Below are 15,734 nucleotides of genomic sequence, written 5' to 3'. Positions count from 1 at the left end.
GATCAGCAGCGCTTCCAGGAGAACTGGTACTTCGTGCTCACGCTGCTGTCGGTGGAATCCATCGTCATGAAGCTGTTCGCCTTCGACGCCGTTCCCGCGTTCACGCGCAGTTCGGTGTTGATGTTCAGGTGCCGGACCTCACCGCAGGGTGCGTAGATGATTTCCGAGACCTGGGCACGGTCGGTCGCCTGCCAGTTGTCGCTCTTCGGGCCGGTGAAGGTGTGGGAACGGCTCGCGGTCTGCGACATTCCCTGGAAGTAGTAGCTCCCCTTTTCCGTGCCCGTCGCGCCCTGCTGCAGGTGGGCGAATCCGCGGTAGTCGGCCTGGGCGATGCCGAACGTGAACCCCTGCGGATAGGACACTCTGATGTTGAGCTGGCAGTTCTTGCGGAAGTCGGTGGGGCCGGAACCCTGTCCGGCCTGCGCCAGATATTGGCTGTACGTGACGGTGAACGCCGTGCGGTCGTCCGCTGCCGCGACGGCCGCGGTGCCCGCGGGGCAGCCGGAACCGTTCACGGTGACGACGTCGATCGTCACGAAATCGGGGACGTCGGGCGCTGCGTGGGCGGCCGGCGCGGCGAGGACCGCGGACAGCGCGAGGGCAGCAGCCGCCACCTTTTTCAGCATGGCCAGCCTTTCTGGGTGACTTTTGCGGTGTGCGGCGGCGGAATTACGACGATATCGGAAACCCTGCGTGGCGGCGGGCCGCCGATTGGGTGACTGAATTGGTGGGTGGTGCCCCCGAAAATGCACGACCAATTGCGCGACCGAAATTTTCTGCCGCGCGCGAACTATGCTCACCCACCGTGCAGAGAATTGACCTGACGATTGCCTGACGATCGCCGTTCGCTGGTCCGAACGAGTGGCGACGGATTGCGCAGACGTTCCCGGTGACGTGCGGGGCTCGCTGTTGCCGTGACCTGGCCCGCCCTGGGAAGAAGCACTCCCCGGCGGGTGTTGATACTGGTGACACAGTCCAACCCCGATGAGGAGTGCGCCTGATGGCTCCCGACCAGCTGACCGTCTACTCGACCTCGTGGTGCGGCTACTGCCGGATCCTGAAGAGCTCGCTCGACCGCGAAGGCATCGAGTACGTCGAGATCAACATCGAGGAGACGCCGGGCGCGGCCGACTTCGTCATGGAGGTGAACGGCGGCAACCGCACGGTGCCGACGGTGCACTTCCCGAACGGCGCGGCGCTGACGAACCCGTCGCTGGCACAGGTCAAGGAACAGCTCGCGGCCTAGTTCTCGTAGAGGGTCGCGGTCGTCGACTGGCCGTCGAGCATCTCGCGGATGATGTCCGCGTGGCCCGCGTGCTGCGCGGTCTCCCGGATCAGGTGCAGCGCGATCCGCCGGATCGACATGGGCTGCGGGTCCTGGTCCCAGGGCGCGGAAGGCAACGGGACGAGCTTGTCGAGCGAGGCGGTGCGCAGGGCCTCGTCGGTCCCGCGCACCGCCTCGTCGTACGAGCTGAGCAGTTCCCCGAGGTCCGTGCCGGTCCAGGTGTACTGGTCGAAGTCCAGCATTCCCGGCGGTGGGAGGGGCTGCTCGGTCAGGATGTGGGTCCAGCCGCGCTCACACCAGGTGAGGTGCTTGAGCAACCCACCCAGCGTGAGCTCGCTGACGGTCGTGCGCTTCTTGGCGTCCGCCTCCGACAGGCCCTGCATCGTGACGCGGAACGTCCTGCGCTGATCGTTCAGCTCGTGCAGCAGATCGTTGAGCTCCATGGTCATGCAGTGAAGCTATGACCGAACCAGGACCGCTCGAGTCCTAGTCAGGCCGACCACTAGCAGTAGAGGCCTGCTCCGGGGTCCACGCCGAGGATGCGCGAGAAGTCCTGGTAGCTCTTGACGCGGCTCTGGACCTGAGCCGGGTTGCGGCCGTCGCACTCCAGCGATCCGTTGATGCTGCGGATCGTCTGGCCGAACCCGCGCGAGTTGACCATCGCTTCGTGCGGGGTCATGGTGCCGGGGCCGCGCTGCGTCATCCAGTACCAGATCGCCGTCCGCCACGCGGTGGTGGAGTTCTGCGCCACCTGGTACGGGTTCTGCAGCAGGTTCAGGCCGAGGTAGTCGCCCGCGGCCTTGTAGTTGAAGTTCCACGACAGCTGGATCGGACCGCGGCCGTAGTAGGCGTAGGTGCCGGCCGGGCAGCCGTACGGCTGGCTCTCGTCGCAGAGGTCGTTGTTCTTGTTGATCTCTTCGATGTAGACGAGGCCACCGGTCTCGTGCGACGCGTTCGCGAGGAACGCCGCGAACTCCTGCTTCTTCACCGTGTCATTGCCGGTCGTGCCGAACGCGGGAATCGTCTTCGTCGCGTCGATGAAACCCTGGTAGGTGTAGAAGCTGTTGCGGCCGGGGAACATCTGGTTGAACTGGGCCTCGGTGGGGACGGTGCCGCCACCGCCGCCTCCGCCGCCACCGCCGCAGTTGTGCGGCTCCCAGAACCACGTCGAGATCGTCGGGTCGTAGCCGGGGTTGTCGTGCTCGGCGATGTAGTAGGAACCGTTGTACCGCACGATGTTGCCGGTGTAGTACTGACGGCCCGCTACCCAGTCGACGGCGCCGCTGCAGGTGCCGCCGCCGCCACCTCCACCACCGCCGTCACAGCTCGTCGGCTCCCAGAACCAGGTCGAGATGATCGGGTCGTAGCCGGGGTTGTCGTGCTCGGCGATGTAGAACTGGCCGTTGGTGTACTTCACGATGTTGCCGGTGTAGTACTGCGTGCCCGCGGCCCAGTTGGTGTACGTGCAGGCCTGTGCGGACACTTCCGCCTGTGAAGCCGCGGTGGGTGCGATGACGGCCACGGTCGCCGCCATCACACCCGCCGCGATAGACGCCAAGATGCGATTTCTCAGCAAGGTCACCCACTCCTGGAGTCTGCGCGCCCTAGGAATCACGGATGTGAACAGTGCTGAGATTGGCACCGGTGGTCCAGACCAGTCAAGGGTCTAGACCTTTTTCATCACTGGCGGTAGAAAGCGATCACCTGCGTGGCGTCGAACGACCGGGAGAGCGCTCTCACTTCCTAGCAGTAGAGGTTCGATCCCTGCGCGACGCCGATGATGCTGGTGAACTGGCGGTACTTCGACACGCGCGACTCCACCGTGCCCGGGTTGCGGCCGTCGCACTCCAGGGAGCCGTTGATGCTGCGGATCGTCTGGCCGAAGCCGCGCGAGTTGAGCATCGCCGAGTGCGGGGTCATGGTGCCAGGGCCGCGCTGCGTCATCCAGTACCAGATCGCGGTCTTCCACGCCGTCGTGGCGTTCTTCGCGACCTCGCTCGGGGTCTTCAGCAGGTTGATGCCCAGGTAGTCGCCGGCCGCCTTGTAGTTGAAGTTCCACGACAGCTGGATCGGGCCGCGGCCGTAGTACTGCTTGACGCCTGCCGGGCAACCGTACGACTGGCTCTCGTCGCAGTAGTCGCCGTTCTTGTTGATCTCCTCGACGTACTTGAGGCCGCCGGTCTCGTGGAAGACGTTGGCCAGGAAGGCGGCGAGCTCCTGCTTCTTGATCGTGTCGCTGCCCTCGTTCGCGAACTTGCCCGACCAGTTGATCGCGTTTCGCAGCCCCGCGAGCGTGTAGAAGCTGTTGCGGACGTTGGACGGGAACATCTGGTTGAACTGGGCGTCGCTGATGACGTAGGGCGCCGCCGTCGCCGGCTGAACGAGCGTGAAGACGCCGATCAGCGCGACGAGCAGGGCGGCGGCGCGGGTCCTGAGCATGGGGGACCAACTCCTCGGAGTGTCAGGGCGGCCACTGCGTGTTACCGCTCTCACGGTGGCAGCCGGGATGCTCCGAGCACAAGAGGTGGTCTATACCTTTTAGATACGTGAACCGGTTCGTCAGCTGCCGGAGCCGTACGGCCGGGTGATGATCTCCAGCGCGTGACCGTCAGGGTCGCGCCAGTAGACGCCGCGGCCGCCGTCGTTGTGGTTGATCTGCTGCGGCATGGAGCCGTGCGGGTCGCCCCAGTACTCGAGGCCGCGCTCCTGGATGCGGCCGAAGATCTGGTCGAACTCCTCCTCGGTCACGAGGAACGCGTAGTGCTGCACGGTGATCGGGCCGGGCACGGTCATGTAGTCGAGCGAGACGCCGTTCGCGACCTCGACGACGGTGAACGGGCCGAACCGGACGCCGTCGGGCAGGCCGAGCAGTTCGGTCAGGAACCGGGCGTGCCGCTCCTGGTCGGACGAGTGGACGATGGTGTGGTTGAGCTGTACGGGCATGACACCTGCTTACTCCAGGTGTCATGCCCGCGCAGCACCATTAACCTCGGATGGAGAACACCGGCCACGTCCCGGTGTGGTTGGTCTTGCGGGTCTCGTAGTCGATCGTGTTGGCGATCAGGTCGCTCGGCCGGTTCTCCACGAAGTTCGCGTAGAACGTGGTGTCGGCGCCCGCCGTGTACGGGACGGTCAGATCATGTTCGGTGGCAACGGATCCGCCGGGCGTCCACGACTTCACCAGCAAGCGCTTGCGGTCCGCGCTGGCGTAGGAGAAGCCGACGCCGTTGCCCGTCGCGACGAGGTCCTTGAACAACGACGTGGAGCTGTCGACGGTCGTGGAAGTCCAAGTGCCACCGGAGAAACGCGCCAGCACGATCTTCGCGCTGGTGCGGGTGTGCACGCCGTAGCCCAGCACGAGCGAGCCGTCGTTCAACGGCACCGTCACCGGGTTCTCCTCCGGCAACGCCTTGTCGGCGGGGAGATCCGTCGGGCTCGTCGTCACCACGCGGGTCTTGTCGGTGTCACCCGAGTCGATCACCGTGCCGAGCGACGCGCCGCCGACCGTGAAGAGGGTGCCGGAGGCCGTGTCGAAGTAGGCGACGTAGATGTTCTTGCCGCCGCCGTTGTGGCCCTTGGGTCCGCCGTGCAGCGACCAGGTCAGGTAGACGCGGCCGTTGCGTTGCGTCACGCCGAACGCGTACACCTCGGCGTACCTGTCGGCCGTGCGGCCGGAGTCGATGATCGTGCGCGGCGCGGACCAGGTGGCGCCGTTGTCCGTCGACTTGATCACCTTGTACGTCCGGTACGGGTACGAGAGATCCGTGTTGTGGCTGTAGAACAGGTGGATCGTGTTGCCGGTGACGACCGGCTCGGGGTAGGTGTTCCTGTCGGTGCTGATCGTCCGCGCGGACCAGGTGCCCGTGATCGAACGGGGCGTCGGCGCGGTGTAGAGCTGCATCGACGCCGTGTGCGTGGCGCGGAAGATCGCGAGCCGGCCGTCGCCGAGCTGCGTGAGCACCGGGTAGTCGTGGTAGGCGTTGTCGTGGGTCAGGTTCAGCGTGGCGACCTTGACCGCCGCCGACCACGTGTTCGCGGCGTGGTCGAACGCCTTGACGTAGATGTCGTGCCGGGTCCCCGAGTACGTCACGAACGTCTTGTCGACCGTCGCGTCGTACACGCCCGCGCCGTTGGTGCGCAGGCACCCGTAGACGCTCGCCGTGGTGACCGTGTCGAGAGCGGGCGCGGCCTGCGCCGGCTGACAAAATGCGACAAGAATCAGCAACACCGCTGCAAAAGCGCGCATCGCCGACCTCCGATGGGTGTCGGGGCGGCGACGATCAGACAATACTGCCTTCCATGCGGACACTGGTTGTAGTCGGACTGTTACTGGCCTTAACAGTTCCTGCCCAGGCAGCACAGGCGCAGGAAGATCCCTCATCCCTCGTGAACCCGTTCGTGGGGACGCAGAACTTCGGCAACACGTTCCCCGGAGCGTCGGTGCCGTTCGGAATGGTGCAGGTCAGCCCCGACACGGGAGGGCAGGGCGGGTACGACTACAAGGCGAGCTCGATCTACGGGTTCTCGCAGACGCACCTGTCGGGCGTCGGCTGCGGCGTCATGGGCGAGCTGCCCGTCATGCCGACTGTCGGGTCCGTCGACAACGTTGACATCAACGCCTACAAGTCCGAGTTCAGCCACTCGGACGAGGCCGCGCAGCCCGGCTACTACCGGGTGGGGCTGTCGAGATACGGGGTGAACGCCGAGCTCACCGCCACGCAGCGGACGGGCTGGCAGCGCTACACGTTCCCGTCGAGCGGCGCGGCGAACGTCCTGTTCAACACCGGGAAGTCGAACCAGACGGTGCTGGACTCGGAGATCCACGTCGTCGGGGACCGCACGATCGAGGGCCGGGTGCGCAACGGCCGGTTCTGCGCGGGCAAGGACGAGCACACCGTCTACTTCACCGCGACCTTCGACCGCCCGTTCGCCTCCTTCGGCGCGTGGCGGGGGAGCGTTCCCACGGCGGGCGCCAGGGACGCGGCGGGAACGGGCGGGAACGGCGCGTGGGTCACGTTCGACGCGACCGCCGACCGGGACGTCGTGCTGAAGCTCGGCCTGTCCTACACCGGCATCGAGGGCGCGCGGAAGAACCTCGCGGCGGAGGCTCCATCCTTCGACTTCGACGCCACGGTCAGCGCGGCCAAGGACGTCTGGAAGAAGCAGCTCGACGCCGTCAAGATCACCGGCGGGACGCGGGACCGCCAGGTCGCGTTCTACACCGCGCTCTACCACTCGGTGCTGCACCCGAACCTGGCCGGCGACGTCGACGGGAAGTACACGGGCTTCGACGGCAAGGTGCGCACGGCGTCGGGCTACACGCCGTACCAGAACTTCTCGTTGTGGGACACGTACCGTCCGCAGAACCAGCTGTTGCAGATCCTCGAACCGAAGGTGGCGCGCGACGTCGCACTGTCCGTCGTGGCCAGTGGCCGGGACGGGGGATGGTTGCCGCGCTGGGCGTTGGCGTCGTCCGAGACCAACATCATGACGGGTGACCCGGTCACGCCGTTCCTCGTGGAGGCCTGGTCGAAGGGGTTGCTGAAGGGGTACGAGGAGGAGACGTACCAGCTTCTGCGCACCAACGCGACCTCGCTGCCGCCCGCCGACTCGCCGTACAACGGACGGTCGGGTGTGCAGTTCTACCAGGACCGCGGCTACATCCCGTCCGGGCTGGAGCTCGGCGAGGACTGCGCGCACAAGGGCGGCGACAACGACTGCGTGCACCCGGCGTCCGCGACGCTGGAGTACTCGGCGGCCGACGCGTCGCTCGCGTTGATGGCCAAGGGCCTCGGCAAGCGTTCGGACGCGCGGATGTTCGCCGACCGCGGCCAGTGGTACCGCAACCTGTGGGACTCCTCGATCGGCCAGTTCCGGCCGCGCACCGCCGCCGGCACCTGGCTCTCGCCGTACAACCCGGTCGACGCCGCGCACCAGTTCCACGAGGGCGGCGCCTACCAGTACCAGTGGCTCGTGCCGCAGGACCCGGACGGCCTGGTGTCGTTGATGGGCGGCCGCAAGGAGACCGAGAAGCGGCTCGACTCGTTCTTCGTCCACGACAAGCTGCTGCTGGACCCGGCCGGTACCGCGAAGCGCGACTGGATCACCGAGCCGTACGACTACTACGGCAAGCCGACCTACAACCCGAACAACGAACCCGACCTGCTCGCGCCGTACATGTACCTGTGGGCGGGCACGCCGTCGAAGACCGCGACGGTCGTGCGGGCGGCGATGACGTTGTTCACCACCGGCCCGGACGGCATGACGGGCAACGACGACCTGGGCACGATGTCGGCCTGGTACGTCTTCTCGTCGCTGGGTCTCTACCCGACGTTCAACGGCGCGGACTTCCTCGCGCTGTCGTCACCGCAGTTCGAGACGGCGACCGTCCGAATCGGACAGTACGGATCGCAGGGCGGTGTTCTGAACGTCTCGGCGCGTGGCGTCTCGGACACCAACCGGTACATCAAGAACGTGTCGTTCGGCGGCCGCGACGTCCGCAAGACCTGGCTGTCGTGGACCTCGTTGCAGCGCGGCGGGAAGCTGGAGCACGAGGTCTCGTCGAAGCCGTCGTCGTGGGGCACCGGGCGATCGGACGCCCCGCCGTCGCTCAACGACGGCAACCCGGACTCGCGCCGGGACCTGTCGGCGTCGTTGCGCAGCACCGAGATCGTGCTGCCGACCTCGGAGACCGCGCAGTCGCTGACCGTGCAGCTCGACGTGCTGGCGCAGTCCCCCGCGGCGACGACCGTGCGGCCTGAGGTGATCGCTCCCGCGGGCTGGAAGGTGAGCGGCGCCAAGCCGTTCGTGATCGTGTCGCGGCACCTGCCGACGCAGAAGACGGTGCCGCTGACGTTCACCGTGCCCGCAGGCGTGGCGCCCGGCAGCTACGAGGTGGCCGTGAAGGTCGGGGACGTGCCGCTGAAGGCCGTCGTCGAGGTCAAACCGGCGGCCCTGTGCGCGTTCTCGACGTGTTCGGTGGACGTCACGCCGGAGCTCAACCACGACGGCACGGCCACGGTCGCGGACTCGGCGGCGGGCGACTTCGACGGCGGCGGCTGGAGCTACGACGCCGCCCTGCTGCCCGCGGCCGGACCCGTGACCTGGGGCGGCATCACCTACCAGGCACCGGACCCGACCGGCACGGCGCCGAACTTCGTGGAGGCACGCGGCCAGGGCATGCTGCTGCCCACCGGCCAGTTCTCGTGGCTGCACGTCGTGGGCTCGTCGCACAACGGACCGGTGTCCGCCGCGTTCACCGTCTGGTACACCGACGGCACCTCGGCCGAGGTGGCCGCCACCGTGCCGGACTGGGCGGGCGGCGGCCCCACCGTGCTGGAGATGCCGCACCGGATCAAGGCAGGGCAGGGCGTTGACGGGCCGCCGGTCCGGCTGTTCGGTCAGTCGCTGCGGCTGGACCCCGCGAAGACGGTCCGCTCGGTGACGCTGCCGGACGACCCGCGCGTCGAGCTGTACGCGATGACGCTCGCCTGATCTGCGCTGGTCGAGGTGCCCGCAGGAACCGTTCCGCCGGCACCTCGACCACCCGGTACAGCAGCCAGGCCGCGACCATCGACACCGCGAACATGCCGAGCGCCGCGGCCAGCGGGAACGCGTGCACGTCCAGGAACTTCTCGGCGACCCGGATGACGATCTGGTGGACCATGTAGAACGCGAACGACACGGTCCCGAGCCACACCATGGTCTTCGAGCGCCACGGCGACCACCTGCCGGTCAGGTCCGCGACGGCCGCCGCCGGGATCAGCAGCGCCAGCGGGATCACCGTGCCCGCGACGTAGGGGAACGACGCCGGCAGGTACCACGACCCGACGTACGCTCCCGCGAACAACGCGGACGCGGGCCACAGCCCGAGCCCGATCCACTTCCCCTGCTGCACGACCCTCGCCATCGCGATGCCGAGCAGGAACTCCAACGCGCGCACCGGCGGGAAGACGAACACGAACCAGTATTCGAGCGGGCCTGGCATTGACAGCGCGATCAACGGAACTGTCAAAATCGCGATCACCGCGCTACTTGCAATCAGCCAAGGTTTGCGCATCCGCCACTTGATCAGAAGTGGAAAAGCCAGATAGAACGCCATTTCGCACGACAATGACCATGCCGGCGTGTTCAGGCTGAAGTAGACGGACTCGTCCGGGATCCACGCCTGGGTCAGCGAGAGGTTCGCGAGAGCGGCGCCGGGTGTGACCGCGTCCACCAGGAGAACCAGCAACCACGTCGCCACGTGATTTGGGTAGATCTTCGCAGCTCGGCGGCGCCACGAGGTCCGCGCCGCGGTCTCCGGCCTCGCCGACCAGGTGAGCACGAAACCGGACAGGATGAAGAAGAAGCTCACCCCGGTGGCGCCCTGCCGGAATGGTACGTCCAGATACGGCCACAAGCCTGCCGAGTTGATGTGGAATCCGAACACGATGAACGCCGCGATGAATCTCATGCCGGTCAGCGAAGGCAAACGCCCCAGTTTCGCTTCCGTCCCCTGATTCTGCACGACGGTGGATTCGTGCCGTTCATGTCCATTGTTACAAAATTCGTCATGGGCATGGAATAGGATGATTCGCGTGGAACGGCTCAAGAGCGGTGACCGGTCACGGGTCTGGCTGGACGGCGACCGGATCGTCAAGCAGGTGGTCGGCGACCCGGCCGCGTTCGAACGCGAGGTGACGGCGCTGCGGCTCGCCGCGCACACCGGCGTGGTGCCGCGGATCCTCGAGGTCGACCACGAGCGGCGGACCGTCGTGCTCGAACGGCTGCGCTCGGACCCGTTCGGCGAGGACTGGGTGATCGCCTACGCCCGCGGCCTCGCCAAGCTGCACCAGGCCACCGGGCCGGAGCACGCCGGACTGCTGCCGCGCCAGGCGGTGCCGGACCCCGAGCCGTTCCTGAGGTTCGTGCACGCCATGGGCGTGGACATCGGTGGCGCGGAGCACGAGCTCGTCTTCGAGGACAGCGGCAGGTTCGACCTAGTGCACGGCGATCCCTGCCCAGGCAACGACATGTACTCGCCGGACGGCGCGAAGTTCGTCGACTTCGAGGGCGCGGCACTCGGCGACGGGCTGACCGAGGTCGTGTACCTCCGCATCGGGTTCCCGACCTGCGCGACCGTCTCCGAGACCCCACGCGAACTGAGGGAGGCGGCGGAAGCGGCCTACTTCGAGGAACGCGGGTTCACCGCGCCGCTCGAAGACGCGTGCATCAGGTGGTTCGTGAACGGCGACGCGCTGGTGCAGCGCGCCGAACGCGACGGCACCGACCACCTCGCCAGGGCCGTTGCCGACGACTGGTTCTGGTACAGCACCACGGCGCGCGGCCGGCTGATGTTCCGGGCGGCGATCGTGGCGACGTTCACCGAGACCCACCCCGAGACGAGCGCGCTGGCCCGGCGGTTGCTGGAGCGGATGAACCAGGTGTGGGAACCGCAGCCGATCGACACCCGCCGCACCCACGTCTCATGACCAGGCGGCGAGCTTCAGTCCCGAGGTGAACGACCGCTCCGCGCCTGAGACCGGGTCGGGAAAGGACAACGTGCGGGCCAGCAGCTGCAACGGCGACGAGAAGTCGTCGAGCGGACGTTCCCGCAACACCGGGTAGAAGTCGTCGTTGACGATCGGCACGCCGAGCCCGGACATGTGCAGCCGCAGCTGGTGCGTGCGCCCCGTCACCGGCCTCAACCGGTAGCGCCCCAACGACCCGCGATGCTCCACAAGGGACACGTGGGTCTCGGCGTTGGGTTCGCCGTCGACCTCGAACGCGGTGATGATGCCGCGTTCCTTGATGATCCGCGACCGCACGACTCGAGGCAGTTCCAACGCCGGGTCGTACGGCGCGATCGCCTCGTACTCCTTGGACACCAGGCGGTCCCGGAACATCGTCTGGTACTTGCCGCGCAGCTCGCGGCGCACCACGAAGAGCACCAGCCCGGCCGTGACGCGGTCCAGCCGGTGCGCGGGCGAGAGGTCCGGGAGCCCCAGCGAGTCGCGCAACCGGACCAGCGCCGTCTGCATGATGTGCTGGCCGCGCGGGATCGTCGCGAGGAAGTGCGGTTTGTCGGCCACCACGATGTCGTCGTCCTGGTACACGACCCCGACCTCGAACGGCACGGGCACCTCGACCGGCAGGTCGCGGTGGAACCAGATGTACGAGTCGGGCACGAACGGCGTGTCCAGGCCCAACGGTCCGGCGACGCCCCAGATCCGTTCCTCCGCGAGCATCTCGTCGATGCGTGCGGCGGCCACGCGCGGAAGGCGTTCCACGAGGTGGTCGCGCAACGACAGCCACGGGCCCTCGGAGGGCAGCTTCAGCCGTGCCGCGTCCAGGCCCGCGCGCTGGGGGAGAGGGGAGGAGGGTTTGCGTCTCATCGCACCGACCAGTTTAAAGCGTCGGCAAAACCGAACGATATCGCTCGGAAACATTCGCTGTACTGAACGGATGGCGAAAACAAGACTGGGCTCATGTCGGTCTTCCTCGTCCTCGGCTCCGTCATCTCCCTGCAGTTCGGAGCGGCGTTCGCGAACCAGCTCTTCGGCCAGATCGGCGCGCCCGGCGCCACGGCGCTGAGGCTCGGGATCGCGGCGCTGATGCTCGCCGTGGTGGCGCGGCCGAAGATCAGGCAGGAGACGATCGTGCTCGGCCTGACGCTCGCCGGCATGAACGGCACGTTCTACCTCGCGCTCGACCGCATCCCGCTCGGCGTCGCGGTGACGATCGAGTTCCTCGGGCCGCTCGGGCTCGCGGCCGTGCTCAGCAGGCGCCCCAGGGACTTCGTGTGGGTCGGGCTGGCGCTGGTCGGCGTGGTCGTGCTGGGCGTGCGCGAGTACACCGGCGCGAAGCTCGACCTCATCGGGGTGGCGCTCGCGTTGTTCGCGGCCGTGTTCTGGGCCTGTTACGTGCTGGCGGGGCGCAAGGTCGCGACGGCCGGGCTCGGCGTCGGCGGGGTCGCGGGGGCGAGCATGATCGCGGCCGCGCTCACGTTGCCGTACGGGCTGGCGGCCGCCGGCCCGAAGCTGTTCGAGCCGAGGATCCTGCTGTTCGGCACGCTCGTGGCGCTGCTGGCGTCCGCGATCCCGTACGCGCTGGAGATCAAGGCGCTCAAGGCGATGGAGGCCAGCACGTTCGGCGTGGTGCTCGCGCTCGAACCCGCTGCCGCCGCGCTCGCCGGGGCGTTGCTGCTCGGCCAGCACCTCGGCCTGGTCTCGCTGGGCGGCATGGCGCTGGTGATCACGGCCGGGGTCGGAGCGGCGCTACGGAAAGCGCCAGCGCCTCGCGAAACGCCCGCACAGCGGGATGCTGACCTCGTCCTGCCCGTGCCGCAGTGAACAGCAGCCGCGACATCGGCACCGGCAGGTCGTGCAGGTCCACGGAGATCTCGCGGTCGTACCAGATCAGGTCGGGCAGCAGCGCGACCGCGAGCCCCCGTTCCACGAACCGCAGCTTCACCAGCACGTCGACGGACGCGGAGCGCACGTCGGGTTCGTAGCCCTGGTGCCGGCACCAGTTGACGTTGAACGTCCGCTGCGGGAACCCGGTGGGCTCCATGATCCACGGATGCGCGGCGACCTCGGCGAGCGGTAGTCCACGTGGGACGGCCAGCCGGATCGGGTCCCGGACCAGTTCCCGGTACTCGAGGCCGGGCAGGCGGGCCTCCGGCTGGTCCGGCCACTCCTCCACGAAGACGAGGTCGAAGTCCCTGGCGTGCAACGCGGAGAGCGCTTCCGCGGGGTCGAGGACCTGGAACTCGATCCGAAGTGACGGATGCTCGTCTCTCATGCGCGCCAACGTCGCCGGGATCAGCGCGAGCGCCGCCGTCTGGAACGTCGCCACCCGCAACGTGCCGGTGATCTCGTGCAGCGACGCGGCCACCTCGGACTCCGCCTGGTCGAGCCGCGCGAGCACCTCCTCGGTGTGCCGCACCAGGATCTCGGCCTGCGGGGTGAGCTTCACCCGCCGCCCGACCGGTTCCAGCAGCGGCACGCCGACCTCGGTCTCCAGCAGCGAGAGCTGCTGCGACACCGACGACGGGCTGTAGTTCAACGCCTGCGCGACCGCGGCGAGCGTCCCCCTTTGGGAAAGTTCGCGCAGAAGTCGCAGACGGTGGAGGTCGAACATTCGATCAGTATCCGCTAGTCTCCGGCTACCGCCCCCTGAGAGAACGTGCTGTCCTCAGCACGTTTTGAGGAGGTATCGGTATGTCCAAACGACTCCGCATCGCCGCGGGGATCGCTCTGGCGACCGGTCTGCTCGTGTCGGTCTCACCGGCGCAGGCTCAGGTCGAGACGGGTCCGTGGACCAGCTACTCGCCGTCGTTCACCGTTCAGGAACGCGGCTGTGGCAACGTCAACAACCTGACTTTCCAGCTCACCTGCTCCACCGCGAGCGGTGACCAGCGTGCCGAGCGGCGTTACGCCACTTACACCGGCGGCACGCGCCAGTTCGAGGGGAGCTTCCGGATCACGAGTCTCGGCGGCACCCGCATCAGTCTCAAGCAGACGTTCCGGGAGGCCCCCAGCGCGGGACCGTTCTGGATGCTCGCCGTGGAACGCGGCGGCCGGCTCTACGCCGTGCACGGGGGCGCCACCATCGCCACCGGCGCGACCGTGGGAGCGACTGTTCGCGTGAACACCGTGCACAACACGGCCACGGAACACCGCACGTACATCAACGGCTCGCGTGCGCACACCTACGCGAGCTCGGGTACGAGCTTCTACGACAAGTTCGGCGCGTACAGGACGTCCAGCGGCCAGGGACCGGCGACGGTCGTCTGGAGCAACGTCCGCTTCTGGCGCAAGTGACCAAGCGCATCTCGGTGGTGCTCCTGCTGTTCTTGGCTGCCTGCGGCCAAGAACAGCAGGACCCCGTGCTGACGTCCGAGCTGACCTCGCCTGTGGACGTGACGCTGCACTGGCGTCCGGAGGCGGGGGCGGCCGGGCAGGTCGTCGAGTACGCGAACTCCGCTGACGGCGACTACACGATCCTGGAGTTCAGCCCACCTTCGCGGGACACCTACAGGCATCCCGACCTGATTCCGGAAACCCAGTTCTACTACCGGGTCCGGCCGTTCACGGGGCCTCCGTCGGCCACTGTGGACGTTTCGCTGCCCCCTGGCGACGAGGTGCCGGAGATCGAGGGGCCGGACTGGACGGCTGCCGTGCAAGGTGGCGGGGGCACGCACGCCGTGTCGTCGCCCGAGTCGGCGGCCACCGGACTCAGGGCGGAGGTGAAGCACGCCAACGGGATCCTCTTCACGTGGGAGGACCGGGCGGCGGACGAGGACGGCTACCTGATCGAGGTGAGACCGGCCGGCGCGGCGGACTACCGCGTCGCCGTGCAGCTCGACCCGGACACCACCTCGTACGGGGTGATCACACTTCCAGACGAGAAAACCGCGACCTATCGGGTGCGGGCGTTTCGCTTCGGAGCACCGTCGAACCTGACTCATCAGACGACGGGGAAGGTCTGAGCGCCTGTCTGGCGGTCCACGCGCTCGCGGCGAGGAGTACCGCCGCGAGCGCGTAGGGCCAGGTCGCGCGTTCGGTGAGCGCCAGCAGGGCGTTGGTCGCGGACAGGAGTCCGAACACGCTGCTGATGAGCCACAGGGTCAGTCGGTCGGGGTGCAGGCGGGCCGTCATGGCGGCCCGGTTACCCGTTCTCGACCGCCTTCACACCTTCTTCCTCCTCTTTTTCTTCCTTCTTCTCGCCGCGGCGGCGCATGAACCCGAAACCGGGGATGCCGAGGATCGCCTGGCGCATGTCGCTCGTGACCTCGAGCAGCTGGTGGACCTCGGGGCCGACCTTGTCCAGGGTGGCGAGGATCGGGAGGATGTCGCTGGTCAGGTGCTCGGTGAGGACCGGGAGCTCGTCCACGAGCTTGATCGCGGCCTCGACCTCCTGCGGGGAGAGCTCGTCGACGAACCGCTGCGCGAGGGGCTGGGCCTTCTTGGCGAGCGGCTCGTAGATGGCGATCAGCTCGTCGGCCGTGCTGGCGGTGTGGCCCGCCGTCACGACGACCTGCGCGGCCCGTTCGGAGACGTCACCGGCGCTCGCGGTGATCGCGCGGACCTCGTCCACGGCCTTCTCGGCGTCCGCGACGACGTTCGCCGTCCTGTCGACCAGCGCGTCCGCCTTCGCGACGATGCCGTCGACGGCGTCGATCGTGCCGTTCACCTTGCGGACGAGCTGTTCCACCTCGCCGATGAGGCTCAGCACGCGGCTCGGGACGGCCGCCACGGCCGCTGTCGTGTCGAGGGCGGTGTTGAGCGCCTGCTTGGCAAGTCCCATGCCGGGGATTTCCATGCGTCCACTCTGCCTTAAGCGTTGGTCGGTTCGGCGTAACGCCATTCGGTTTTCAAAAGTGTCAGACCCCGTCATTACCGTTCTTGATGTCGGCCATACGGCTGCCGGGCGAACCGGGAACCATCGGCCGTCCGAAGTTGTC

The 15,734-nt window shown here is 67.6% G+C and carries 15 protein-coding genes and 1 pseudogene; 6 read left to right on the top strand and 10 right to left on the bottom strand.

The features are described 5' to 3' along the window. Positions 1 to 2: 2 nt before the first annotated feature. The gene (locus tag ACQEU1_RS13520; protein WP_433211485.1) at positions 3 to 626 is read right to left on the bottom strand and encodes a DUF4360 domain-containing protein; all 624 of its coding nucleotides are present in this window, start codon (positions 624 to 626) and stop codon (positions 3 to 5) included. 374 nt (positions 627 to 1,000) lie between these two features. Between ACQEU1_RS13520 and ACQEU1_RS13515 the strand changes: the two genes are divergently transcribed. After that, positions 1,001 to 1,246: a mycoredoxin gene (locus tag ACQEU1_RS13515; RefSeq protein ID WP_090069138.1), complete on the top strand. Its 246-nt coding sequence runs from the start codon at positions 1,001 to 1,003 to the stop codon at positions 1,244 to 1,246. On the opposite strand, the gene ACQEU1_RS13510 is transcribed toward ACQEU1_RS13515, so the two are convergent. The 5 genes from ACQEU1_RS13510 to ACQEU1_RS13490 all read right to left on the bottom strand — a co-directional run bounded on the left by ACQEU1_RS13510 (position 1,243) and on the right by ACQEU1_RS13490 (position 5,531). Further along, positions 1,243 to 1,734 carry a DinB family protein gene (locus ACQEU1_RS13510; protein ID WP_433200211.1) on the bottom strand — a complete coding sequence of 164 codons (492 nt, stop codon included), beginning with the start codon at positions 1,732 to 1,734 and terminating at the stop codon, positions 1,243 to 1,245. The genes ACQEU1_RS13515 and ACQEU1_RS13510 overlap by 4 nt on opposite strands. A 53-nt stretch (positions 1,735 to 1,787) precedes the next feature. Beyond that, the gene (locus tag ACQEU1_RS13505; protein ID WP_433200208.1) at positions 1,788 to 2,819 is read right to left on the bottom strand and encodes a glycoside hydrolase family 19 protein; all 1,032 of its coding nucleotides are present in this window, start codon (positions 2,817 to 2,819) and stop codon (positions 1,788 to 1,790) included. A gap of 209 nt (positions 2,820 to 3,028) precedes the next feature. Continuing rightward, positions 3,029 to 3,724, bottom strand: coding sequence for a chitinase (locus tag ACQEU1_RS13500; RefSeq protein ID WP_433200205.1), 696 nt, complete (start codon positions 3,722 to 3,724; stop codon positions 3,029 to 3,031). Positions 3,725 to 3,844: 120 nt separating this feature from the next. Beyond that, positions 3,845 to 4,228, bottom strand: a complete 384-nt coding sequence (locus ACQEU1_RS13495; protein WP_433200202.1) for a VOC family protein — start codon at positions 4,226 to 4,228, stop codon at positions 3,845 to 3,847. A gap of 40 nt (positions 4,229 to 4,268) precedes the next feature. Further along, positions 4,269 to 5,531, bottom strand: coding sequence for a BNR-4 repeat-containing protein (locus ACQEU1_RS13490; protein WP_433200199.1), 1,263 nt, complete (start codon positions 5,529 to 5,531; stop codon positions 4,269 to 4,271). A gap of 41 nt (positions 5,532 to 5,572) precedes the next feature. Here ACQEU1_RS13490 and ACQEU1_RS13485 point away from each other — a divergent pair, with 41 nt between their 5' ends. Continuing rightward, positions 5,573 to 8,779, top strand: coding sequence for a GH92 family glycosyl hydrolase (locus tag ACQEU1_RS13485; protein ID WP_433211482.1), 3,207 nt, complete (start codon positions 5,573 to 5,575; stop codon positions 8,777 to 8,779). 64 nt (positions 8,780 to 8,843) lie between these two features. Here ACQEU1_RS13485 and ACQEU1_RS13480 read toward each other — a convergent pair. Next, positions 8,844 to 9,740, bottom strand: a pseudogene (locus ACQEU1_RS13480) (acyltransferase family protein); the annotation flags it as partial. Positions 9,741 to 9,864: 124 nt separating this feature from the next. Here ACQEU1_RS13480 and ACQEU1_RS13475 point away from each other — a divergent pair. Continuing rightward, positions 9,865 to 10,758 (top strand): hypothetical protein, encoded by an 894-nt coding sequence (locus ACQEU1_RS13475; RefSeq protein WP_433200196.1) that lies wholly within the window; start codon positions 9,865 to 9,867, stop codon positions 10,756 to 10,758. On the opposite strand, the gene ACQEU1_RS13470 is transcribed toward ACQEU1_RS13475, so the two are convergent. Next, positions 10,753 to 11,661, bottom strand: coding sequence for an RluA family pseudouridine synthase (locus tag ACQEU1_RS13470; protein ID WP_433200193.1), 909 nt, complete (start codon positions 11,659 to 11,661; stop codon positions 10,753 to 10,755). The genes ACQEU1_RS13475 and ACQEU1_RS13470 overlap by 6 nt on opposite strands. A 93-nt stretch (positions 11,662 to 11,754) precedes the next feature. Here ACQEU1_RS13470 and ACQEU1_RS13465 point away from each other — a divergent pair, with 93 nt between their 5' ends. After that, entirely contained in the window at positions 11,755 to 12,618 is an 864-nt protein-coding gene (locus ACQEU1_RS13465) for an EamA family transporter (protein ID WP_433200190.1), read from the top strand. Here the strand turns inward: ACQEU1_RS13465 and ACQEU1_RS13460 are convergent. Continuing rightward, positions 12,521 to 13,408 carry a LysR family transcriptional regulator gene (locus tag ACQEU1_RS13460; protein ID WP_433200187.1) on the bottom strand — a complete coding sequence of 296 codons (888 nt, stop codon included), beginning with the start codon at positions 13,406 to 13,408 and terminating at the stop codon, positions 12,521 to 12,523. The two genes, ACQEU1_RS13465 and ACQEU1_RS13460, sit on opposite strands and share 98 nt — an antisense overlap. Before the next feature lie 80 nt (positions 13,409 to 13,488). Between ACQEU1_RS13460 and ACQEU1_RS13455 the strand changes: the two genes are divergently transcribed. Both ACQEU1_RS13455 and ACQEU1_RS13450 read left to right on the top strand, forming a co-directional pair. After that, positions 13,489 to 14,091, top strand: coding sequence for a hypothetical protein (locus ACQEU1_RS13455; protein ID WP_433200184.1), 603 nt, complete (start codon positions 13,489 to 13,491; stop codon positions 14,089 to 14,091). Next, positions 14,088 to 14,759 (top strand): fibronectin type III domain-containing protein, encoded by a 672-nt coding sequence (locus ACQEU1_RS13450; protein WP_433200181.1) that lies wholly within the window; start codon positions 14,088 to 14,090, stop codon positions 14,757 to 14,759. Before ACQEU1_RS13455 ends, ACQEU1_RS13450 begins: the two co-directional genes overlap by 4 nt. A gap of 179 nt (positions 14,760 to 14,938) precedes the next feature. On the opposite strand, the gene ACQEU1_RS13445 is transcribed toward ACQEU1_RS13450, so the two are convergent. Next, complete coding sequence (locus ACQEU1_RS13445; protein WP_433200178.1) at positions 14,939 to 15,592, bottom strand: hypothetical protein; 654 nt, start codon at positions 15,590 to 15,592, stop codon at positions 14,939 to 14,941. Positions 15,593 to 15,734 lie beyond the last annotated feature (142 nt).

Source organism: Lentzea sp. CA-135723 (assembly GCF_050936595.1).
In the GTDB taxonomy this organism is placed as follows: domain Bacteria; phylum Actinomycetota; class Actinomycetes; order Mycobacteriales; family Pseudonocardiaceae; genus Lentzea.
The sequence above is the reverse complement of the archived record's forward strand: the minus strand, read 5'-3'. Positions and strand labels throughout refer to the sequence as shown.

Coding starts and splice junctions, on each gene's coding strand:
- ACQEU1_RS13520 (WP_433211485.1), bottom strand. CDS start 626: ATGCTGAAAAAGGTGGCGGCTGCTGCCCTCGCGCTGTCCGCGGTCCTC.
- ACQEU1_RS13515 (WP_090069138.1), top strand. CDS start 1,001: ATGGCTCCCGACCAGCTGACCGTCTACTCGACCTCGTGGTGCGGCTAC.
- ACQEU1_RS13510 (WP_433200211.1), bottom strand. CDS start 1,734: ATGACCATGGAGCTCAACGATCTGCTGCACGAGCTGAACGATCAGCGC.
- ACQEU1_RS13505 (WP_433200208.1), bottom strand. CDS start 2,819: ATGGCGGCGACCGTGGCCGTCATCGCACCCACCGCGGCTTCACAGGCG.
- ACQEU1_RS13500 (WP_433200205.1), bottom strand. CDS start 3,724: ATGCTCAGGACCCGCGCCGCCGCCCTGCTCGTCGCGCTGATCGGCGTC.
- ACQEU1_RS13495 (WP_433200202.1), bottom strand. CDS start 4,228: ATGCCCGTACAGCTCAACCACACCATCGTCCACTCGTCCGACCAGGAG.
- ACQEU1_RS13490 (WP_433200199.1), bottom strand. CDS start 5,531: ATGCGCGCTTTTGCAGCGGTGTTGCTGATTCTTGTCGCATTTTGTCAG.
- ACQEU1_RS13470 (WP_433200193.1), bottom strand. CDS start 11,661: ATGAGACGCAAACCCTCCTCCCCTCTCCCCCAGCGCGCGGGCCTGGAC.
- ACQEU1_RS13465 (WP_433200190.1), top strand. CDS start 11,755: ATGTCGGTCTTCCTCGTCCTCGGCTCCGTCATCTCCCTGCAGTTCGGA.
- ACQEU1_RS13460 (WP_433200187.1), bottom strand. CDS start 13,408: ATGTTCGACCTCCACCGTCTGCGACTTCTGCGCGAACTTTCCCAAAGG.
- ACQEU1_RS13455 (WP_433200184.1), top strand. CDS start 13,489: ATGTCCAAACGACTCCGCATCGCCGCGGGGATCGCTCTGGCGACCGGT.
- ACQEU1_RS13445 (WP_433200178.1), bottom strand. CDS start 15,592: ATGGAAATCCCCGGCATGGGACTTGCCAAGCAGGCGCTCAACACCGCC.